Source organism: Hominimerdicola alba 8, from assembly GCF_000178155.2.
Classification (GTDB): Bacteria; Bacillota; Clostridia; order Oscillospirales; family Ruminococcaceae; genus Hominimerdicola; species Hominimerdicola alba_C.
This window is the reverse complement of sequence record NZ_ADKM02000066.1, coordinates 1-23,095: the sequence shown is the minus strand read 5'-3', so window position 1 is coordinate 23,095 and position 23,095 is coordinate 1. Positions and strand designations below refer to the sequence as shown.

Genomic DNA, 23,095 nt, shown 5'->3' with positions numbered 1-23,095 from the left:
CCTTTGCTGTCCTTACTTCAGAACTTCCTCCATTTTGCCGTGAAGTCCTTTATTCAAGTTCTCTGAGCGCTTCTGCAACTACCTCGCGCTCGTCAAAATGTATCTTCACGCCGCCTGCAAGTATCTGGTAATCCTCATGACCCTTGCCTGCCAGCACGATAATGTCGTCTTTTTCGGCGTTCTTCACCGCCCAGTGTATCGCTTCGCGCCTGTCGGTTATGCGCACATAAGGCGTATCCTTGCCCTTAAGACCCTCCATCACATCGTTGATTATCTCATCGGGGTCTTCATTGCGCGGGTTATCCGATGTAACTATCAGGAAGTCCGCGTGTTCAGCTGCCGCAGCCGCCATCGGCGCACGCTTTGTGCGGTCGCGGTTGCCGCCGCACCCGAAGAGGCATTTCACCTTGCCCTTCGCGCCCTCCTTTATGGCTGAGAGCACGTTTATCAGCGCATCGGGAGTATGTGCGTAGTCGCATATCACCGTGAAATCACGACCTGTGGGAACTATCTCAGCCCTGCCGCGAACGCCCTGTATCTTCTCGAACTCCCTGATGGTCTGACATGGCGTATAGCCCAGCACCTCCATGCAGGCGATGACCGCCAGCGAGTTTGACACATTGAACAGTCCCGGCATGTTGAAGCTGACATTCTTCTTCACCCTGCCGTCATCGAAGACATACTTTACCCCCGCAGTGCCCAGCATAACGTCCTGCGCCATGAAGTCTGCACTGCCGTTCACCGAATAACTCTTATACGGACAGGGTATCTCCTTAGCATAGCGCCTGCCGTACTCGTCATCTATATTGATTATAGCGCTGTCGGATATATCGAACAGCATTTTCTTCGCCTGATAGTAGTTCTCCATCGTGCCGTGAACATCGAGGTGATCCTGTGTCAGGTTGGTGAACACGCCCACCTTGAAATGACAGCCCTGCACTCTCTTCTGTTCAAGCCCCTGTGAGGAAACTTCCATCACCGTGTACTTACAGCCCGCGTCAGCCATTCTGCGGAACAGTTCAAACAGGTCATAGGGTTCGGGAGTCGTCCTCGCGGTGGGTATTATCTCCTCGCCTATCTCGTTCTGGCAGGTGCCTATAAGTCCCACCTTGCACCCGAAGCCGCTCAGCACCTTCTTTATGACGGTGGTGATGGTGGTCTTGCCGTTTGTGCCTGTAACGCCTATCAGTTCCAGTTCCCTTTCGGGGTGACCGAACCATGCCGCGCACAGCATCGGGAAAGCCGCCCTTGTATCGCTCACCACTATCTGTCTTTCAAGACCTAAGTCCCTCTCACAGACTACCACAGCACAGCCCTTGTCGAGCATCTGCTGTGCCGCATCATGCCCGTCAAAGGTCTTGCCCTTTATGCAGACGAACATTCCGCCCGCCTTGACTTCCGCCCTTGTGTCGGAAGTTATGCCGCTTATCTCCATATCGGGCAGTGAAGTTTCAGCCACGCCCTTTATCAACTCATAAAGTTTCATAAAACCATTCCCTATCATTTTCTCACGCCGACAGCCCCCGCCGTCAGCCGATGTTACACATTTTACTTTTCCATGTCATCACGCCGGAGCCGCTTACTGCGAAGCTATGCCGTTCGGTGAGAATGTCACCGTGACCGCTGTGCCGAGCGGTACGCTGGTACCCGCCTCGTAACTCTGGTCGCCCGCCGCATAACTGCCTTCTTCCGAAGCCGCTGTGCCCTCAGCGATGAGGTTAAGACCATACATGTCAAGCGTTGCCTTAGCCTGCTGTCTTGTAAGCCCCTGTATGCTGGGCACTGTTACCTTTTCTACCTCAGCTCTCTGGTCGGTATACAGCACCACCGAGCCGCCGTGTTCTATCTTGACTGCCGCAGGCATCTGCCTCAGCACCGTTTCGCCCTCGCCCTTTATCTTGACCACGAAGCCAAGTTCTTCAAGGGTCTTCTGCGCCTCTTCGACAGTGTAGTACTGAACGTTCGGCACATTTATCGAAACAGTCTGCAATTCTTCTTCTGTGTAGTTGGGGAACAGACCCATGTAAGGCAGTACTTCCGCCAGCACTTCCTGACAGATAGGTGCCGCCACCTGGCTTCCGTAGAACTCTTCACCTGTGGGGTGGTCTACCATTACCAGCATGATGACCTGCGGGTCTTCAGCAGGTGCGAAAGCGCAGTAGGAACCCACATATGTATCGCCCTTTACGTTTTCGTCCAGCTTCTGCGAAGTACCCGATTTTCCGCCGATGCTGTAGCCGGGTATATAGCAGTTTGAACTCTTGTTCGTTTCAACGACGCCTTTGAGTATCTCGCGCATCTGTGCCGAAGTTTCCTCAGAGATTATCTGCCTTTTTACTTCTTTCTCATTTTTCTTGACGATATTGCCGTTCTGGTCGGTGACAGTGTCCACCACGCGGGGCGTGAGCACGTAGCCGCCGTTTATCGATGCCGCCACAGCGGTTATCATCTGTATCGGTGTTACCTTGTTGGTCTGACCGAATGCCGATGTCGCCAGTTCGACAGGACCCAGCCAGTTGAGTACATGTATGTTGTAAGAATTGACTTCGCCGGGCAGGTCGATGCCTGTCAGTTCGTTGTAGCCGAAGCCGTCAAAGTACTTTACGAACTTGTCAGCCCCCAGCTTAAGACCTATCTGCACGAACGCGGGGTTGCAGGAGTTCGCCATAGCTTCCGCCAGATTCTGCGAACCGTGATCGCCTGTAGTCCAGCAGGAGATATCTCTGTCCTCAACGGTTATATGGCTGTTGCAGGTGAAAGTATCCTCCATAGTGATAGCTTTTTCTTCCAGCGCCGCCGAACCTGTGATTATCTTGAATACCGAACCGGGAAAATACAGTTCCGATACGCACTTGTCCTTCCACTGGACGCTCCATGCGTCCTGCCTTGCAGTTTCATACTTGTCGGTATTTTTAAGTGCCGCCAGATCAGCAGCCACCTGCTGATCCGATATCACCGAAGGGTCATTGGGGTCATAGCTGTAGGCAGTAGCCTCAGCGTATATGCGCCCTGTCTTCGGATCCATGATAATGCCGCACACCCTGTCGGTGGGCAGGTTTTTCTCATACGCCTCCTGAAGACCTTTTTCGAGCATGTACTGTATGTTTATGTCGATGTTCAGGTTGAGGTCGTTGCCGTTCTGCACATCATAGCTTTGCTTATAGCGGTAGGGAATGTCCTTGCCGTCCTTGTCCTTAGCGGTTATGACTCTGCCGTCAACGCCCTTGAGGTAGTCGTCATAATAGGCTTCAAGACCGTAAACGCCGTCATTTTCGGCATTGATGTAGCCCAGTATATGCGCCGCCAGCGACTCCTGCGGGTAGACCCTCTTTGTCTGGGGCTCGCCCCTTATGCCGTCTACATGCAGTTCGGTCAGTTTGGCTTCTATCTCATCACGGAGGGTCTTCTCTATCTCCTCCTGCAAAACGATATACTGGCTCGCGGTATTGCCCAGCTTGGCGCGTACATCTGCGATATCCATATTGAGTTTCTGTGCGATGAAGTCAGCCAGTTCGTCAAAGGTCTGGGTACTTGTCTTGGCATTCAGCAGTTCCTCCTGATACTTTGCCAGCGTATCGGGGTCTTTCTCTTTGGCTATCGCCGCTTTCAGGTCATCGATGCGCTTATCTCTCAGCTTGCACTGCTGTTCGAGCATCACGGGGTCAACGTATATCTTGTATACTGTTGCGCTCTGCGCCAGCACATTGCCTTTCGCATCGTACATATTTCCGCGCGAAGCCGTCACCACTGTGGATTTGAGCTGCTGCGAGCTTGCCAGTTCCCGCCACTTTTCGCCCTCTTTTATTGAAACTTTCCATATGCCCCATATCATGTATACGAGTATCGCCAGCACAGGCAGGCACAGCCATATGGTCAGCCTTGTTTTCATTTTAAGACTCGGCTTATCGGTCATTAAAAGCATTCCTCCGTCCGATAAAAACTTTCCTTATTTACAACACAGCACGCCGCCGACCTCCCCGAAATATCGGGTCTGCCGACGTGCCGACTGCGTTATCCGGATTTTCCGTGCCGTCCGCAGGCGTGACGATCGCGGCTAAAGCATAGAACAAGAAAGCCAAGCGCTTCGGGCACGCCCGAAAACTCCCGCAGAACAGCCCTCAGAGCGCTCCGCCCCGACTGCTGTTTATCCGCGCGGACGAGTCCCCCGCACTTAACTTTCTTCTATAGTTTATGTTTTAAAGTCCCAGATATTCCGCCAGCGAATTGAACCATCTCTTCACGCGGGCGAAAGCATCTTCGCCGCCGTCAGCCTTCACCTCAGCCACCGACGGTGTTTCGACCTCTATGTATTCTATCTGTGATCTGTCCAGCTTTTGCAGACCAAGTTCCGACTGCGCATACTGTTCGACTTTTGTCATGTTCATGCGCTCGGCTATCTCAGACTGCATGCTCAGATTCTCATTTTGCAGGCGGGTCAGTTCGGTGTCCAGTTCTGCCCTTTCATTGTAGAGCCTTGATATCTCGACTCTGCCGTAGATAAGGCTTCCCATCAGCGTCACCGCCACTATCAGCAGCACGCCCCAAGCCACCTTAGCGGGTATGCTCATCGCAGGCGCAGACTTCTTCTTTGCTTTCTTCTCTTCCTCTGCGCGTACTGTTTCGTTTTCTTTTTCGTTTCTCTCCTGTGCCGTTTCCTCATACGGCATCTCCAGTTCATGGGCAAGATTGCCGTTATCGTTATACTTCACCATATATACACACCTCTGTAGATCGGGAAAATTTTTACACAAACTTTTTTCTCTCGTCCGCCGCGCAGTCCGTTATCTGCCGCGTGACAGTGCCTTTCGGCTATATCCCGTCCGCCGTGACGTTCGGGTCTTTTTCTTCTTTTATCTTCTCTATTATCCTCAGCTTTGCGCTGTGCGCACGCTTGTTCTCTGTATTCTCTCTCTCGGTGGGTTCGATGGGTTTTCTGGTGACCAGTCTGCCGCGCGGAGTCCTTCCGCACACGCACACAGGGAAATCAGGCGGGCATACACACCCCTGACAGAAGCCCCGAAAGCGCTGTTTCACCAGCCTGTCCTCCAGCGAATGGAAAGTTATTATGCAAAGCCTGCCGCCCACATTCAGCAGGTCAAATGCCTTGTCCAGCGCCACGCTGAGGTGTTCCAGTTCGGCATTGACTTCTATGCGTATCGCCTGAAATGTCTTCTTGCATGGATTTTTCTCACGCCTTACCTTCTGCGGAACGCCTGTCTTTATTATCTCTGCCAGTTCCAGCGTGGTCTCTATGGGTCTGACCTGACGCGCCTCGACTATCCTGCGCGCTATACTGCGCGAGTATTTTTCTTCGCCGTACTCGAATATTATCCGCGCCAGCGTCTTTTCATCGTAGCCGTTGACCACATCTCTTGCCGACAGTCCCTCGCTGCTCATGCGCATATCCAGCGGAGCATCTGCGTGGTAAGAAAAGCCCCTTTCCGCATTATCCAGCTGATACGATGACACGCCCAGGTCCATCAGTATGCCGTCAGCCCCCGAAAGACCCAGCCGTTCAAATATCTCGTCCAGTTCAGAATAATTGCCGCGCACCACTGTTGCGGGAAGACCCGCCAGCCGTTCTGTGGCAACAGCCACCGCTTCGGGGTCGCGGTCTACCGATATCAGCCGACCTGTAGTCAGCCGCTTCGCTATCTCTTTAGAATGCCCCGCACCGCCCGCAGTACCATCGCAGTAGATGCCGTCGGGCTTTATATCCAGCCCCTCGATGCACTCTTCAAGAAGCACAGGCACATGCCGAAACTCCATCAGATACCAACTCCCTCGATAGCCGTCAGAAGTGCCTCTTCGTCCAGCTGTTTGTCACGTTCTTCCAGCTTTGCCCTGTCCCATATCTCACAGCGGTCGCCAAGCCCCATGACAGAAACTTCCTTTTCAAGCCCTGCCCAGTCCCTCAGGGTCTGCGGGATAAGTATCCTGCCCTGCTTGTCCGCCTCAGCTTCAACGGCACTGCCCGTGAAGAACCTTATGATATCGCGCCCCTGCGCCAGCGGCATCTCGCGGAACTTATCATTCAGCCTGCCGAAAGCATCGGGTGAGAACACCAGCAGACAGTGGTCGATGCCTTTTGTGACGATGACGCGCTCGCCCATTATCTCACGGAATTTCACAGGGAAGCTCATTCGCCCCTTAACGTCCATGCTCTGGTTGCATGTACCCATCAGAAAATCCAAGCGCTCACCCCTCTCACTGACACCTTTTACACAACTCAGTCGAAAATTGACACCAAATCGCACTTTTTACCACTACATCTATTATACAGTATAATGAAAAAAATTGCAATTGTTATTTTTCCCGAAATATCAGCGAAACAGGGAATATTATTGTACCTGCCAACCCGTTTTTGGCGCGTGAACGGCGCTGTTTGTAACTTTTAGGGGGTCATCTGTAACTTTTCCGTAATTTGTAAATTTTTCGTGAACGACAGCCACATACAACATCTGGTCTTCTGTCACCAAAAATTTTCAGATATCTAGTTGTCACAGACCGACAAAAAATCAGGACAGTCACCGTCCCCGAATGTCGATCTTGCCCCGCAGAACTTCTTTACAGATACATTGTACCACAATACTTGGTGCCCGTCAATAGCTTTCGCTGAAAAATAATACTATATGCAGACATTTCACAAACCTTTCACTTTATCGGGCAGGACATTCGTGCCACACTTTGCTGAGTTTCCGCAAAAGGTTACAAATTCTTTCGTTAAATACATTAATTATTACAAAGACCGACACTGCCTTCTCCCGACAAAATTTTCGCACTGCCTCGACCTCCGCCCGACCTCACAGAACATTTCAGCCATCAGCCGCTTTAACGGCGGCTCATTTTCCGTCATTCTGCACAATCGTGCCGTCACAGACTGCATCAGGGCATAAAAAATGCGCCCGCAGGAAACTTCCCGCGGGCGCACAAAACTCCGACATGTGCCGAACGTGATAAATTACTTAGCCTTAGTGTCTATCTCCTCTTTCAGCTTAGCGATAGCATCAGCCACAGGCATAGCGGGCAGTTCGCCCTCTTTTCTCGAACGAACGGTAACAGTCCTGTCCTTCACCTCATTGTCACCGATGATGAACATGTAAGGCACTCTGTCAAAGCGTGCCTGCTTTATCTTAGGACCGATGTTGTCGTCCTCGCCGTCAACTTCGACTCTCATGCCCAGATCGCGCATTTCCTCTGCCAGTTCATAAGCATAGTCGTTATGTTCGGGCTTGATGGGCAGTATGCGCACCTGTTCGGGGGCGAGCCACAGCGGGAGTACGCCTGCATACTTCTCTATCAGCAGAGCGAGAGTTCTCTCGTAGCAGCCGACAGAAGTTCTGTGTATGATGTAAGGCATCTTCATCTTGCCGTCCTTGTCAACATACTCCATGCCGAACTTCTTGGCGATCTGCATATCTATCTGTATGGTGATAAGTGTATCTTCCTTGCCGAACACGTTCTTTATCTGGATATCCAGCTTAGGACCGTAGAAAGCGGCTTCATCGATACCTATCTCGTAATCAAGACCGATATCGTCCAGTATCTTCTTCATAGCGCCCTGTGCTTCTTCCCACTGTTCGGCAGTACCCTCGTACTTGTTGTTGGGGTTAGCGGGATCCCACTGGCTGAAGCGGTAGCTTACATCTTCTGCCAGACCGATAGTCTCAAGGCAGTACTTAGCCAGTGCCAGACAGCCCTTGAACTCATCTTCCAGCTGTTCGGGTCTGATGATAAGGTGACCTTCGGATATAGTGAACTGTCTTACTCTGATAAGACCGTGCATCTCACCGCTGTCCTCTTTGCGGAACAGTGTGGAAGTTTCGCCCAGACGCATCGGCAGGTCACGGTAGGAGCGCTTTCTGTTCAGGAAGACCTGATACTGGAAAGGACAAGTCATCGGGCGCAGAGCGAAGCATTCTTTAGTTTCGTCATCGGGGTCGCCCAGTATGAACATTCCGTCACGGTAGTGATCCCAGTGACCGCTTATCTTATACAGTTCTCTCTTTGACATGAAAGGAGTCTTTGTCAGCTGGTAGCCGCGTCTGTACTCTTCGTCCTCTATCCAGCGCTGGAGAGTCTGTATGACCTTAGCGCCCTTAGGAAGCAGTATCGGAAGACCCTGACCGATATAGTCAACAGTTGTGAAGTAGTCAAGTTCACGTCCCAGCTTGTTGTGGTCGCGCAGTTTAGCTTCTTCCATCTGCTTGAGGTGTTCTTCCAGCATGGAAGCCTTAGGGTAAGCGGTGCCGTAGATACGCGACATCTGTATGCCGTCCTCAACCTTGCCCCAGTAAGCGCCTGTACACTGTGTCAGCTTTACCGCCTTGATGGGAGCGACACTCATTATGTGGGGACCTGCGCAGAGGTCAACGAAATCGCCCTGCCTGTAGAAGCTGAGTTTTTCGCCCTTGCTGTCGTGCTTCTCGATAAGTTCCAGCTTGAAATCCTCGTTCTTTTCCTGCATCAGCTTTACAGCTTCATCATGGGAGAGTTCAAATCTTTCGAGTTCATAGCCCTCTTTAGCGAGACGCTTCATTTCAGCCTGTATCTTTTCGAGGTCAGCGGGAGCGAAAGGCTTTTCCACCTGGAAATCGTAGTAGAAGCCGTTCTCGGTAGCAGGACCTCTGCCGAGTTTAGCATCGGGGTAGAGGTTCTTTACAGCCTGCGCCATCAGGTGCGAAGCGGTATGCCAGAAAGTTTCCTTGCCCTGTTTGGAGTCAAAAGTCAGCACCTCGAACTCGCAGTCGCTGTCTATGACAGTTCTGAGGTCTTTGACCTCACCGTTTATCTTTACCACGCATGCCGCCTTATACAGGCCCATGCCGATGCCCTTGATTATCTCGCTCGCGGGCATTGCCTGCTCTATCTCTTTAACAGAGCCGTCTTTTAATGTGAGCTTTATCATAATATTTCCGCCTTTCGTAAAAATTTTCTATTGTATACCGCCACTGGCAGACCGTTTTCGCGGTGAGCCATCGGCTTTTATCGTTGTGTTGTGTGCGGCTTTCCGTGAAGACCGCGCTGTTTGTGCAGTGTGTCGGCGTGACCCCCGCCGTGTTGCACCGCCGTGAGGTTTTGCCGAATTATCGCGGGTGTGCGCGTTGAACCTTGACATGCTTTTCTTTGGAGTGCGCCCGCCCACCCGCCCACCGGGTTTTGTGCCTTGAACTATTGACAGGCTTATCCTTTGGAGCTATGACCGACCGCCGCGAGGGTTTGCCGTTTTATCGCGGGGGACTGCGCCACGACCGCCGAAGACGCTGTCGCTGTTCGGCTGGTGGACGCGGGCAATTCGTCTTGCCACGAAAGGACTGCGTTTGTCGGAGGTTTGTGCGCCCCGCTGATTTCTTGCGAATTGCCCGCTTTTTGGTCTGCACTCCCTACGTGTAGGGCGGGGGCTTGCTCCCGCCGTGTTTACCGCCACGCCGTTGTTTACCGCCGCTTGTGGACGGTCACTTTGTTCGCCCAACTAATTTTGTTTGTCGCTTTGCTTTCTGCTTCCCAGATTGAGGGCTCTGCCCTCAAACTCCCGCAAGCCTGCTGGCGCGAGGCTTGACCGCGCGCTTTGGTTCGCACATAGCTTTGTGTTCTTGCTTTACTTTGTTGGGCGGCATGGCATTCTTTCGCCCATGCCAATAATTATGAATTATGAATTATGAATTATGAATTAAAAAAGCGGTTTTCTCTTGTAGTCGGTTATGTCACTGCCTAAACGTGCATATATCTCAGCTACACTGTCGTGTGAACCCAGCGTCTTGAGTTCCGCATCTGTCATGCCGATGAGTTCAATGAATTTTACCCTGCCGTTCGGCGTTTCTAAGGTGTTCACTGTCGGGTCGTTGATGCAGATAAAGCCTGTCAGTGCCGACTTCTGCTTCGCATCTATGCCCGTAGTCTGACCAGTGTAAATGTATTCATTGTTTTGGAAAATGTCGCCGTTTTTAAAGGTTATCCTGGCTATCGACTGCATTATCCCGCAAACGCAGGCAAGTTCGTCCTCCAGATCGTCAGGGTCGAAACAGTCTTTCTTCAGCTTGAATGTCAGTTCAAACCCAAAACCGCTCCACTCTTTGTCATTGTTTTCTTTCTCGTAAAGCTCGGTAAGACCGTAGCTTACAAAGTGCCAGAAATCCCCGCCGTCATAGATGCTTATGCCCCTCAGCGGGTCGTTGCCGCCCAGTTCCCATGAAAGTATGGTGCCGTAGTGCAAAGGCTTCGTCTGACCGGGATAAACTCTCTCAAATTCAGCGGTTATCGCATCCCAGCCGCTTGTGTTCAGTTCTTCATTCGCCATGATGTCCCTCCGTTCATATGTTCTCAGTTATACTTATTGAAGCCGCCGTGTTTTTCAGCGGGTCACTGTTCTTATCCGCCGCCGCAGGCATGACCTTGAAGATGTAAAGGTACACCCAGAAACATAAAAGCAGTATGCTCAGCACATTCACCAGAGCGCTCAGCGTCTTCGTAACGCTCTTTTTTACAATGTACTTCACCTTTTTGCCCCGCTTCTCACGGCTCAAAGCATTGAAAAAGGTCAAAAACCAGAACGCGCCTATCCATATCGGCACGAACAGCCAGAAACCGTAGGCACAGCTTATCTTCTCCCTCATCGCCATAAGCGACACTGCCCCTGCCGCCAGACATGCGGCGGCGCTGACGGTATAGCAAATGATCGCAAGAGTCTTTCTTGCTCTCATAGTATGAACACCTCCCATTGTTCTTATCAGGCGGAGATAGCCGCCCTATAGCAATCCGCCTTAAAATTCAGACAAAATCCAGTCACAAAATCCATAGATCCGAGCTTTTGCGACCGGATTTTGTAAATTTAAACGTGGTTATCCCGCTGACACACCACCAAAACAGCGGCTATACAGAACTTAAGGTTCTTGGCGTATATCTTTCCCCCGCCGCAGGCGGGGGAAAGATATACAACGCTCAATTATCCTTTTGTTCACCGCATTTTTAGTTGGTGTGCTAAAGGGATAGTCATAAATTTAAATAGTTGGATTGCTATAACACAAATAAAAAGCCCCATGCGAGAATAATCTCACATGGGACGTTAAAAACGTGGTTCCACCCGTATTTATACAGAGAAGCATGCCGCCGCGAACTGCCCATATAAGCACCCCGCAAACTCACAAACGCCAATGCGGAACACCCGCACTCACGCAGACCGCCGACCGTTCACCGCGAACCGACTCGCACTCACATGCGCCGACCGCTCACTCGCGATGCCGCACCAGCCAAAAGCTGCCGCCCTGTAACTCGTTGATGCCTTTAACGCAGGCTTGCGGCGTGGATTGGACGCACTCAGGGGTGGTGTCCGATAAGGCTACGCTTCCATGCCGCTTTCAGCTTGCGCGGCACTCTCTGTATCAGCATTTTTGCCAAACGGCTTCCCCGTCATAGATTTGCTTTATAACAGGCACTTTTGCGGTGCCTTGTTTACATGATACCACTATCGGGTGCTTTTGTCAAGTGTAAACTTTCGCGCCAAATATAAAATTTTTGTTTTTTTGGTAGAATAACTAAAAAACAACTTGACATTTTACGTGTTTTGTTATACAATAATATTGTGCATTTTATTTTTTATCGGTCTGCCGAAGCGAGGGGTGCTTACGGCGGCTTGTCATAAAATAAATTTTGCTATATGTATCTTTACAATTTAATATCGGGCAGAGGGTTTCCCGATCGATGCGCAGGCGCATGAAAGGGAAAAACTCTGTACTTTCAAGAAGGAGGAATGCTATACAATGAGTGTCGGATTGGTAATAGCACTTTGTGTAGCGGCTCTTGTTCTTGGCGCAGCCATCAGCGGCTACATCTGTTTTAAGAAGGGTATCGACTACCGCAAGGAAACTGCCGAAGCAGCCATCGGTTCAGCAGAGGCAGAGGCGGAAAAGATAGTCGAGGAAGCGAAGAAAAACGCCGAAACTCTTAAGAAATCCGCGTTGGTGGAGGCAAAGGACGAAATACATAAGTCCCGCCAGGAAACCGAAAAAGAGCTGAAAGAGAGAAGAAGTGAAGTATCCAGACAGGAAAGACGTATCCAGCAGAAGGAAGAGAGCATCGACAAGAAGCTGGACAATCTGGAGAAGAAGGAGGAAACACTTCAGAAGAAGCTGAAGTCCGCCGACGAGAAGGTGGCTGAGGCAGAGCGCATCAAGCATTCACAGCTTGATATGCTGGAGAAGATCTCAGGGCTGACAGTTGACCAGGCTAAGGAATACCTGCTGAGCCAGCTGGAGGGTGATCTTGTCCACGAAAAGGCAGTGAAGATCGCGAATTACGAGGCGCAGATCAAGGACGAGTGCGACGCTAAGGCAAGGCAGTACATCTCACTGGCTATCGCCAGATGTGCGGCAGATCAGGTGTCTGAAACGGCTGTATCCGTTGTGGCACTGCCGAACGATGAGATGAAGGGCAGGATAATCGGTCGTGAAGGTCGAAATATCCGCACCATCGAAACGCTCACAGGCGTTGACCTTATCATTGATGACACACCTGAGGCTATCACTATCTCATGTTTCGATCAGGTAAGGCGCGAGGTCGCAAGGATCGCACTGGAAAAGCTGATACAGGACGGCCGTATACACCCCACCCGTATCGAAGAGATGGTAGAAAAGGCAAAGCGCGAAGTAGAGCTGAAGATCAAGCAGGAAGGCGAAAGGGCTGTGCTTGAAACCAACGTTCACGGTCTTAACCACGAACTTATCAAACTGCTGGGCAGACTGAGGTTCAGAACAAGCTACCGCCAGAACGTGCTCAACCACTCTATCGAGGTCGCACATCTTGCAGGCATGATGGCTTCGGAACTGGGCGTTGACGCTAATCTCGCAAGAAGAGCGGGTCTGCTCCACGATATAGGCAAGGCGCTGAGTTACGAGATCGAGGGTTCGCATGTACAGATAGGTGTAGATGTATGTAAGAAGTACAAGGAAAGCCCCGACGTTATCCACGCGATCGAGGCACATCACGGCGATGTTGAAACAAGGACAGTCGTTGCGGCACTGGTACAGGCGGCAGATGCAATTTCTGCGGCAAGACCCGGTGCAAGAAGCGAAAACTACGAAAACTACATCAAGAGGCTGCAAAAACTCGAAGAGATCTGCACTTCCTATGACGGCGTAGAGAAATCCTACGCTATACAGGCGGGCAGAGAGGTAAGGATAATGATACAGCCCGACAAGATCAACGATGAAAAGATGGTGCTTGTCGCAAGGGAGATCGCAAAGAGGATAGAAACAGAGATGGACTATCCCGGTCAGATCAAGGTAAACCTTATCAGAGAGAGCCGAGTAGTGGAGTATGCCAAGTAAGGCTCAACAATGACGGCGGACAGGGCAGACCTGTCCGCCTTTTTTATATCATGGATAATATAAGAATTATAAGGAATTATGAAAACAAATACCCCGCGCGGCAGTCGGAAAAATTCGGCAAAGACCGACTTTGCGCATCGCGGCGGCAGAAAGGGAATCTATTCGGAGGCTAGATATGGCTAAAAAAGAAAAAAGGGTCGATGTGCCCAATCAGGGTCACAGACACCTGTTCGGTTCGACCGAAAAATCGGATTTTATACTGAATATGGACTTTAACGGCGCACAGAAGATGTGCAGCCGCTTCTGTATGCTGGCTATAGCTATAGTCACGCTGATACTTATACCCGCATATTACACACAGAATACCCTGATGTATGTGGAGGATGATATGCCCCACTACCTCAGCGACAACTTCATATTCTACGCCGCATCTATGGTCATGCTTACGGGCGGCGTGGGTTATCTGGTGTTCAATGTGGCAAGGCAAAAGGGTCTGGTTGACCTGAAAGGCAACAAACTGCTGACACTGCCTGTCATCTGCATGCTTACCACGCTGATATCTTCGCTGACAGCCGCAAGCCTGCATGACTCGATGCTGGGCTTCATGGGCAGGCATGACGGCTTTTTGATGACATTCGGCTGTTTCGGACTTTTTGCTGTGGCGGCGGCGCTGAATGACAAAGACCGCAAAAAACAGCTTGCCGACTTCATCGTGGGTGCAGGCGTTTTGCAGTCGGCTGCGGGCATACTTGAAGTAATACCCGCAACATCGGGGGCTATGTGCAATTTCTTTGACAGGCTGTATCAGCGTCCGGGTCTGGCTGAGGACGCTGACTCTTCGCTGGGCGAACTGTTCGTTTCGCCCGAAGAAAGCCCTACATCATGGGGCATATACAGCGACACTAAAGCGGCGAGCGGTTTTCTGACCTCGCCCCACGCGCTGGCTGTCATACTGGCTGTCGCTTTCCCGATAGCACTGGCAGGCATCGCATTTGACAAAAACAAAACGCGCAGAGTGCTGTACTGTATAGCCGCACCGATAATGGCGGCGGCGGCATGTCTCACAAAGGTATGGTCGGGCGCTGTCTGCATAGCGGCGGCGGCGTTCTTCGTGACGATATTCGCGGTCATCAAGGCGGCAAAAGGCGAAAAGTCGGCACTGGCTGTACTGATACCCGTTGCATGTTCGGGCATTATCGCGGGTGCGCTCTTCGGTACGGGCGCGGTGAAGTTCGCAGATGAGCAGATAATCTTCACCGACAGCTATGTAAACCGCATGATAGGCTATGAGCGCAGGAGAGACTACATCAACCAAGTTACCGACCCTGCCACCGATGACAGAAGCATATACGACTATCTGTTCGGTGACGGCGAGAACATCATGATGAAGTACCCTGCATTCGGCGTGGGTCCCGACAACGTTCCATACCACTATCCTGAATTCACACTGACCCTTGACCGCACCTACAACGAATTTACCGACACAGGCGCACAGAAAGGCATCATCACGCTGGTGATATACGCGGCGTTCCTGATAGTAACGGCGGTAAAGGGCTTCAAACTGCTGAACAAGTTCGTCAAGGGCAAGGGCGACTGGGTATCAGCCGCCGCACTCGCCGCTGTGCTGACCTACGTGGCACAGTCATGGTTCAACACCACATGGTTCAGTGCGACCTACATGTTCTTCATAGCGGCAGGTCTTTGCTGGGATATCTCGGTAAAAAACAAAGAGAACAAAGCCGTTGAAGACAGCGCTGCAAGCTGAACAGATACATGTATCACAATAAAAGAAAATGCGCAGGCGAAAGTTCGCCCGCGCATTTTTTGATATGACTATCCCTTTAGCACACCAACTATAGCAATCCAACTTTTTAAATTCACAAAATCCGGTCGCAAAAGCTGGGATTTATGGGTTTTGTGACTGGATTTTGTCTGAATTTTAAGGCGGATTGCTATAAAAATGCGGTAAACAAAAGGATAATTGAGCATTGTATATTTTCCCCCCGCCTGCGGCGGGGGAAAAATATACGCCAGGAACCTTAAGTTCTGTATAGCCGTTGTTTTTGTGGTGTGTCAGCGGGATAACCACATTTTTATGCCGAAATATCACTCGTATGCCAGAAATTCTTCGGGAATGTATGACAGATAGTGGGCAAGGGTATCCCTGTTGACACCGACCTGCTGATACATCATGTGCCGCGATAACATTTCATCGGTGTAGTCGCCGTATGGGTAGACCGCACAGTTGTACCACATGCTGTCCCAGCTTACGCCCTCATAATGGGAGATAACGGGTATCGCCTTGACATTCTCAAAAGTCACCGCGCCGCCGTTGTCGAAGTCCTTCACTATGTCCAGCTTGCCGAATATTCCCAGTATCGCCCTGCCGTACCAGCCATCGGGGTTGTCGGCATCGTACATGGTATTCAGGAAATTTCCCAGCCCGTAGTAGACGAACGCTCTGCCGCCGTCGGGCTTGTCGATAAATCCACAGGTCGAAAGCGCATGCGCCTGTGTGCCGATGATGAGGTCAGCGCCCCATTCTACCAGCTGAGGTGCAAATTCCATCTGCATAGCGTTAAGGTCATTCTGCACCTCTGTGCCGAAATGACAGGAAACTACCACCACATCAGCCATTTCGTCAGCCGCCCTCACCTGACGCTCTATGCGCTCGCGCTCTTCGATATATACCACTTCTCCCGGTTCGTCATCGCTGAGGAAAAAGCCGTTGGTGTGTTCCATATAGCCCAGAAACGCGAAAGTTATGCCGTTTACCTCCATCGTCCTGATGTTTTCGGCATCGGCTTCATCACGGTAAGCGCCGTAGTGTACCACATCTTTGGTATCCCAGTAGTCGAGAGAAGCTATAAGCCCGTCAGAGCCTTTGTCAAGCACATGGTTGTTTGACATCGAAATGACATTGAACCCGAAGTCCACCACTGCATCGCCGTCCTCTGTCGGGGTAGAGAACAGCGGAAAAGTCGATGGCTCGAACATATCGTTCACCAGCGTTTCCTGATTGAGTACCGCCACATCGGTATCTTCTATCAGCTTTTTGCAGGGGGCGTAGCACTTGCTGAAATCATAACTGCCGTCATCGTTCTGCGCTTCTAAATAGATATTATCATGTATCAGGTTATCGCCTGCACAGGCAAACCTCACCACAGTTTTGCCTGTACGTGTTTCCTGCGGTTTTTCGGTTTCGGGGGACTGAGAGTCTGTATCTTCGGGGGACTGTCCGTCGGGTATGCTTTCGTTGTCAGATACTTCCCTATTGTCAGCGGTGGTTTTGGCAGACTGTTTTTCAGCCGCAGGATCGCTCTCAACCGAAACGCCGCAGGAAGCAGTGAGCATAACAGCCGCTAAGACAGGTACAAAGAATTTCATTTTCATCATCAATATACTCCTTTCGCGGTAAAACACTGCCTTTATTATACCATCATTTGAGTTATCTGTCACTGATATATCGGAAAGTTTGTAAGAAACGACAAAAACAGCACCCCAGCCCCTCCGCTCAGTCATCACTTCAAAGGATAAGAACGGCATCAGCTTGCATCGGTGCGCATATCTCCGCGTGATAACAGCAAAAAAAACAGCCCCCGCTCATGCGGGGACTGTCCCTATAGCAATCCGCCTTAAAATTCAGACAAAATCCGGTCACAAAATCCATAGATCCGAGCTTTTGCGACTGGATTTTGTGAATTTAAATAGTTGGATTGCTATAGCTATGCCGTTTCTTCTGATTTTTCGGGGTGCTTAGTGTACAGATATTTCAGGAATATCGGCGTGACTATACTGCTGACGATTATAAGCAGTATGACTGCTGTAGATGCGTTCGGTTCAAGTACGCCCATGCTAAGACCCTTGTTGGTGATTATCAGCGCAACTTCGCCCCTTGTCATCATGCCCGCACCTATCTTCACACAGTCGTGTGTGTCAAACTTGAAGCATTTCGCTGCAAGACCACAGCCTATCAGCTTCGATAACATTGCTACCGCCACGAATGCCAGCGCAAACAGGACAGTTTCACCGCCCATGCCCTTGAAACTCGTCTTTAATCCGATGCCGACAAAGAATATCGGGGCGAAAAACATGTAGCCGTTCACGTTCACCTTGCGGTCGATGTAGTCAGCATCACGCACGTTGCACAGGATTATGCCCGCGATGTATGCGCCCGTGATGTCCGCTATGCCGAAATATTCCTCTGCCACATAAGCCAGTATGAAGCACAGGCTCAGCGCGATTATCGGTATCCTCCTCGTGTGAGGATATTTCTCGTCCACTACCTTGAATACCTTGTATATCAGATATCCCAGTATGAACGATGCCGCCAGAAATCCCACAACTTTCAGCGATACCTTGCCGATGCTGTTGGAAGGGTCTTTCATGCTGAGCACAAATGTCAGCACCACTATGCCGATGATGTCATCTATTATCGCCGCCGAAAGTATCGTCTGACCGACCCTGCCTTTGAGATAGCCCATCTCTTTCAGCGCCTCGACCGTTATGCCCACCGATGTCGCCGTCATTATACAGCCGATGAACAGCCCGTGGAAGAATTTCTCGGTGCCAAAGCCGTCAAATCCGTAGAACGCCCCGTACAGCGCCGCACCGCAGATAAGCGGCACGAACACGCCCACGCAGGCTATCACCAGCGCTATGCCGCCCGACTTCTTGAGTTCCTGCAAATTCGTTTCAAGCCCCGCCGAGAACATTATCAGTATAACGCCTATCTCGGCAAACACGTTTATGTACTCTGAGGGCTGTACCAGTCCCGAATAAAAACACGGTCCTATCAGTATGCCAGCGATTATCTCGCCCACTACCATCGGCGCTTTTACCTTGCGCGCCGCCAGACCCATGAGCTTCGCACTTATCAGTATCAGCGCGATATCCATAAGTATCTCATATGCTTTCATTTTTACTTCCCCTTATTTTATGACTATCCCTTTGGCACAACGGCTGAAAATGCTGTAAAACCGCCGTTTTTGTGGTGTGTCAGCGGGATAACCACGTTTTATTTTTACGCAAAAGCACTCCCCCGCCCAAAGGCGAGGGAGAACTCTGCATTTTCATTATATCAGAACATGTACGGCTATGTGTCAACGTTCTGCAACGATTTTGTTAATTAAAGAGGTCTTATGCCGCATCATACCTCAGCTATTACTTCTACCTCTACCAGAACGTCCTTGGGAAGTTCCTTTACAGCCACACAGCTTCTTGCGGGCTTTGAAGAGAAATACTCGCCGTAAACGCCGTTAAAAGCGCCGAAATCGCTCATATTCTTAAGGAAGCATACAGTCTTCACAGCCTTGTCCAGACCGCTTCCCGCCTCTTCCAGAACAGCTTTCAGATTTTTGCATACCTGATGTGTCTGCTCCTCGATGGTAGCTGCCTCAACATTGCCTGTTGCGGGATCAATAGCTATCTGACCCGATGTGAATATCAGTCCGCCTACTTTCTTAGCCTGCGAATAAGGACCTATCGCATCAGGTGCGTTCTTTGTGTAAATTGTTTCTGCCATTTTGATCTACTCCTTTAAATAATATTATTGGCTATCTATAGCAATCCAACTATTTAAATTCACAAAATCCAGTCGCAAAAGCTCGGATCTATGGATTTTGTGACTGGATTTTGTCTGAATTTTAAGGCGGATTGCTATAAAACACGGTTTCTGCCGCGTTTTTATACTGTAATTATATTTTCCCGTCAGTTGTGTTCTGGGAAGAGCCCCTGCCCGCGACAGCGGCAATAACGTTCAGCACACTGCCCGCCGCGTATGCCGCAAGGTCGCCCCACGCAAAGCCCGTACCGATGATTATGGCAGGCAGACTTCCGCGTGCGAAGCCGAGTACCTTGTAAAGCCCGAAATACTGTGAAACTTCCACCGCACATGCAAAGATAAACAGTATCAGCGGAAGTGTGCGCGGAAAACTGTCAGTGAATATGCGCACCAGAAAATACATGGCGGGCATGACAAGGACATCACCGAAGTATTCGCGTACAAAGCCGTGAGCGTACTTCCCTATCAGTATCTCAGTTATAAGCATAACGGCAAAAAGCGCCGAATATACCAACCTTCGTTTTGTTGTCCTTTTCATGTTTTCTCCTTGATGAAACGCCCGCCTGTCATATCACTTGTCTGCCGATCCCGATCTGTACCGCTTCCTCAGCTTTCGGCTTGGTAAGCAATATACAGCAGTTTCATTTATTCAACAGGTTCAGAGCAGTACGGTAACGTTCTCTGCACTGCACCCGTTATATACCTTTTTCTGCCAGTTCTCAGCGAGCCATTTTGTACTTATCGCCCGCGCTTCCTCTGCCTGCGCTTCCTGCGGGAAAACATATTCAAGACTGCCCGCATGGTAGCCCGACACGCAGTACAGCGCAAAGTTACACCGTCCCGCGCCCGCCGCAGGATAATCGCATATCATAAAGTCAACAGGTTCGGCATCAAAGGGATATTCCCCGACAAAGCGCAGTTTCGCGCCCGCACAGAGATATCCCCCGCTGTGATCTGTCAGCCTTGTCATCACTTATTGACTATCTTGAAGCCCTTAGCAGTCAGCGCCGCGCGTATCTCACGGATATGGCTGTAATCTCTGGTTTCCAGCACCAGACGGAGCAGACATTCGGTGATGTCGCTGTCCTCGCTCGCCCTCTCGTGGTGGATAGATACCACATTCGCGCCCAGATCTGCGATAATTGCCGAAACATCTTTCAGCTGACCCGGCTTGTCGTCCAGCTGAATGGTCAGCGTATCAGACCTGCCCGACTTCAGCAGACCTCTCTTGATGACCCTCGAAAGTATGGTAACATCGATATTGCCGCCCGACACCAGACAAACAACGTTCTTGCCCTTAAGGTCAGGTATCTTGTTGAACATAACAGCCGCCACCGAAACAGCGCCAGCGCCCTCAGCTATTAACTTCTGCTTTTCGATAAGGTGCAGTATAGCTGAACTTACCTCGTCATCGGTGACAGTCACTATGCCGTCAACATACTGCTTGCAGTACTCAAATGTATTCTCGCCAGGTTCTTTTACCTGAATGCCGTCTGCGATGGTGTGTACGCTGTCAAGGCATACTATCTTGTCCTCAGATATGGACTTCACCATAGAAGGCGCACCCTCAGCCTGCACGCCGTAGACTTTCACGCGGGGGTTCAGCTGTTTTACCGCAAAAGCCACGCCCGAAATAAGTCCGCCGCCGCCCACAGGCACGACGATCACATTTGCATTAGCCACCTGATTGAGTATCTCCAGACCGATAGTACCCTGACCTGCGATGACATTTTCATCATCAAACGGGTGAATGAAAGTATATCCGTACTCATCACGCTGACGTATAGCCTCAGCGTAAGCGTCATCATAAACGCCGGGTACAAGGCATATCTCAGCGCCGTAGCTTCTTGTAGCCTCTACCTTTGAGATAGGCGCACCATCGGGCAGGCAGATTATGGATCTTATGCCGTTCTTAGCCGCCGCCAGCGCCACGCCCTGTGCATGGTTGCCCGCAGAACATGCGATAACGCCGTGTGCCTTTTCCTCATCGGAAAGCTGGGATATCCTGTAATAAGCGCCTCTCACCTTAAACGAACCTGTTATCTGCAAATTCTCGGTCTTGAGAAAAACGTTGCAGTCGGGGTTCACATTGGGTGCGGCTATACAGTCGGTAGACCTGATGACCTCTTTGAGTACATTTGATGCGTCGAACACCTTATCCAGTGTAAGCATTGTGATTGACCTCTTTTCAAGAATAAAAATTTTTGCCGTAAGACCTATACCTTAGATTATACCACTCCCCGCCGCAAAAGTCAACGGGGGATTGTAATTCATAATTCATAATTCATAATTCATAATTATTGGCAGGGACGAAAGAATGTTGTTTCAGCGAAGAAAGCGCAAACTAAGCCGCCCAACAAAGCCGAGTAAGAACACAAAGCTATGCGCGAACCAAAGCGCGCGGTCAAGCCTCGCGCCAGCAGGCTTGCGGGAGTTTGAGGGCAGCGCCCTCAATCGGGGAAGAAGTCCACAAGCGACAAACAAAATTAGTTGGGCGAACAAAGCAACAACGGTAAGAGGTCAAAGCATTCGACCAAAGCAAGGCAAAAGCGGGCAATTCTCATAGAAAAGAGCGTGCTCAAAATTCTCGACCCGCAGAAACCATGTGCGTGCGACGAATTGCCCGCGACGTCCAGCCGAACAGCGACAGCGTCTTCGGCGGTCGGTCATCTCTCCAAAGGATAAGCCTGTCAATAGTGTAGGACGGGGGCGTTCGCGACTGTGTCGGCGTTACTCTCGCCGTTTGATTATCGCCATGCGTGTTACATTACTATACCGTGTTACACCGCCGAATTATCGGGGCATGGGCGCGTGAATGCCGTTTTAGCGAAAGAAATCGCGAACCATTGTTAATGCCTGCTGAAAGGCTGTTCGGTACGGTTTGTCGGCAAAAAATGCGCCCGCATATCTCCGCGGACGCACTTCACCTTATATCATAATTTCACGCCGATCATCTTGTCCCACGCCCTGTCTGCGGCTGTGGGAACGGTTATGTGCTTGTTGTAGTACACACCGTTGAGGGCATCTGCGTAAATATCTATCAGTTCGCTGTTCTCCATCAATGGACTCATGGTCATCAGGCGCGGTTCATTCATCATCATGCGGTTGGCTTCGTACTCAACGCCCTCCAGCATGCCATGCGCTTCAAGGGCTTCCTCCGCCGCCCTGCTGACAGGCACGCCCTTAGTCATGCCCAGACTTGCCGCCATGTCAGCGCTGTTTATAAGATAATCGACCAGTTCGCCTGCCGCCTGCGGTTCTTCGGTGTCCTGCCTTATGGCGTAAAGACCTGTCGGCTTCTCGTACCACCCGAAGCTGTCGAACTCCTTAGTGGTCAGGTAAGGACCCACCGCCAGTTCCATCTTAAGTTCTGCCGCCGTTGTTTCAAAATATCCGGGATCGGAAGTCCATGACACAGTGCCCGCCATTCTCAGCATCGAGAAATCACGCCTGTCATACTCACTGCCCAGTTCAGTCACCTTTTCGTCAAGCATCTTTTTGCTGAATGCCAGCATTATGCGCACATCATCACTGCTCAGCGCCAGTTTGCCGTCCTCATCAAATACCTTGTGACCTGTGGACTGTTCCAGATATGCGCAGGCAGTCAGCCAGAAAAACTTATCCGTCAGCGAAAGCACATACACACCGTCACGCCGCAGTACCGCCGCCGCCTCGAACAGTTCGTCCCAAGTTTCGGGTATACTCAGGCCATAGCTGTCCAGCAGTGTCTTGTTATACACAAATGTCAGCGCGTTGAAGCCGTATGGTATCGCCTGCAATTTGCCGTTTGCCCAGCCGCAGGCAAGTGACATCTCAGGGTAGGTCGAAAGGTCTATCTCCTCCAGCGTGCTGAGGTCGTAGAACTCTTCCCCGTTCTGCGTGTACTGATAAAGCCAGTCGTAGTTCAGCTGTACCACATCAGCTTCAGTACCCGAATATATCTCAGTATCCATCTTTGACTTGAAACCGCTGAACTCGGCATACTTCGGTCTTACAGTAACGCCCGTTTCCTCCGTGAAGCCTTTCAGACCGTTCAGCGTCCGCTCGTTGCGGTCATCATTGCCCCACCACGAGAAACTTATCTCTGTGCGCTCGTCATCATCGGTCAAAGTCCTCTCATGACAGCCGCACAGCCCCGCCGTCATGACTGCCGCAGTCACCAGAGCCGCAGTCCTCTTTAATACATTTCTTACCATCTGTGTGCCTTTCT

17 protein-coding genes are annotated in these 23,095 nt (G+C 50.8%); 2 read left to right on the top strand and 15 right to left on the bottom strand.

What is annotated here, in order from left to right:
• Positions 1–49 precede the first annotated feature (49 nt).
• The 8 genes from CUS_RS06725 to CUS_RS06690 all read right to left on the bottom strand — a co-directional run bounded on the left by CUS_RS06725 (position 50) and on the right by CUS_RS06690 (position 10,700).
• The gene (locus CUS_RS06725; RefSeq protein WP_037276817.1) at positions 50–1,486 is read right to left on the bottom strand and encodes a UDP-N-acetylmuramoyl-L-alanyl-D-glutamate--2,6-diaminopimelate ligase; all 1,437 of its coding nucleotides are present in this window, start codon (positions 1,484–1,486) and stop codon (positions 50–52) included.
• A 93-nt stretch (positions 1,487–1,579) separates the two neighbouring features.
• Complete coding sequence (locus CUS_RS06720; RefSeq protein WP_002848766.1) at positions 1,580–3,913, bottom strand: penicillin-binding transpeptidase domain-containing protein; 2,334 nt, start codon at positions 3,911–3,913, stop codon at positions 1,580–1,582.
• A 283-nt stretch (positions 3,914–4,196) separates the two neighbouring features.
• Positions 4,197–4,712, bottom strand: coding sequence for a hypothetical protein (locus CUS_RS06715; RefSeq protein ID WP_002848758.1), 516 nt, complete (start codon positions 4,710–4,712; stop codon positions 4,197–4,199).
• Between the two features lie 97 nt (positions 4,713–4,809).
• Positions 4,810–5,769, bottom strand: coding sequence for a 16S rRNA (cytosine(1402)-N(4))-methyltransferase RsmH (gene rsmH, locus CUS_RS06710; protein ID WP_002848734.1), 960 nt, complete (start codon positions 5,767–5,769; stop codon positions 4,810–4,812).
• Positions 5,769–6,194: a division/cell wall cluster transcriptional repressor MraZ gene (gene mraZ, locus CUS_RS06705; RefSeq protein ID WP_002848714.1), complete on the bottom strand. Its 426-nt coding sequence runs from the start codon at positions 6,192–6,194 to the stop codon at positions 5,769–5,771. Before mraZ ends, rsmH begins: the two co-directional genes overlap by 1 nt.
• A 767-nt stretch (positions 6,195–6,961) precedes the next feature.
• Positions 6,962–8,908, bottom strand: coding sequence for a threonine--tRNA ligase (gene thrS, locus CUS_RS06700; RefSeq protein ID WP_002848716.1), 1,947 nt, complete (start codon positions 8,906–8,908; stop codon positions 6,962–6,964).
• A gap of 762 nt (positions 8,909–9,670) precedes the next feature.
• Complete coding sequence (locus CUS_RS06695) at positions 9,671–10,297, bottom strand: suppressor of fused domain protein (protein ID WP_002848840.1); 627 nt, start codon at positions 10,295–10,297, stop codon at positions 9,671–9,673.
• A gap of 13 nt (positions 10,298–10,310) precedes the next feature.
• Positions 10,311–10,700, bottom strand: a complete 390-nt coding sequence (locus CUS_RS06690; protein WP_002848827.1) for a hypothetical protein — start codon at positions 10,698–10,700, stop codon at positions 10,311–10,313.
• Between the two features lie 1,056 nt (positions 10,701–11,756).
• Between CUS_RS06690 and rny the strand changes: the two genes are divergently transcribed.
• Together rny and CUS_RS06680 are read left to right on the top strand one after the other, a co-directional pair.
• On the top strand, positions 11,757–13,322 hold the full coding sequence (gene rny, locus CUS_RS06685) for a ribonuclease Y (RefSeq protein WP_002848764.1): 1,566 nt from the start codon (positions 11,757–11,759) through the stop codon (positions 13,320–13,322).
• A gap of 175 nt (positions 13,323–13,497) precedes the next feature.
• Positions 13,498–15,087 (top strand): O-antigen ligase family protein, encoded by a 1,590-nt coding sequence (locus CUS_RS06680; RefSeq protein ID WP_002848755.1) that lies wholly within the window; start codon positions 13,498–13,500, stop codon positions 15,085–15,087.
• Positions 15,088–15,428: 341 nt separating this feature from the next.
• Here the strand turns inward: CUS_RS06680 and CUS_RS06675 are convergent, their stop codons facing one another.
• From CUS_RS06675 to CUS_RS06645, 7 genes are all read right to left on the bottom strand, one after another.
• Complete coding sequence (locus CUS_RS06675; RefSeq protein ID WP_002848772.1) at positions 15,429–16,718, bottom strand: CapA family protein; 1,290 nt, start codon at positions 16,716–16,718, stop codon at positions 15,429–15,431.
• A 329-nt stretch (positions 16,719–17,047) separates the two neighbouring features.
• Positions 17,048–18,241: a cation:proton antiporter gene (locus tag CUS_RS06670; protein WP_002848870.1), complete on the bottom strand. Its 1,194-nt coding sequence runs from the start codon at positions 18,239–18,241 to the stop codon at positions 17,048–17,050.
• A 230-nt stretch (positions 18,242–18,471) separates the two neighbouring features.
• Entirely contained in the window at positions 18,472–18,846 is a 375-nt protein-coding gene (locus CUS_RS06665) for a RidA family protein (RefSeq protein WP_002848773.1), read from the bottom strand.
• A 172-nt stretch (positions 18,847–19,018) separates the two neighbouring features.
• Entirely contained in the window at positions 19,019–19,423 is a 405-nt protein-coding gene (locus CUS_RS06660; protein WP_002848861.1) for a DUF2809 domain-containing protein, read from the bottom strand.
• A 120-nt stretch (positions 19,424–19,543) separates the two neighbouring features.
• On the bottom strand, positions 19,544–19,855 hold the full coding sequence (imm45, locus tag CUS_RS06655) for an Imm45 family immunity protein (protein WP_002848740.1): 312 nt from the start codon (positions 19,853–19,855) through the stop codon (positions 19,544–19,546).
• Positions 19,855–21,057: a threonine ammonia-lyase gene (gene ilvA / locus CUS_RS06650; RefSeq protein ID WP_002848883.1), complete on the bottom strand. Its 1,203-nt coding sequence runs from the start codon at positions 21,055–21,057 to the stop codon at positions 19,855–19,857. The genes imm45 and ilvA overlap by 1 nt, the downstream gene beginning before the upstream one ends.
• Positions 21,058–21,818: 761 nt before the next feature.
• Positions 21,819–23,095, bottom strand: a 1,277-nt coding sequence (locus CUS_RS06645) for an ABC transporter substrate-binding protein (RefSeq protein ID WP_242831543.1), incomplete at its 5' end; no start/stop codon positions are given.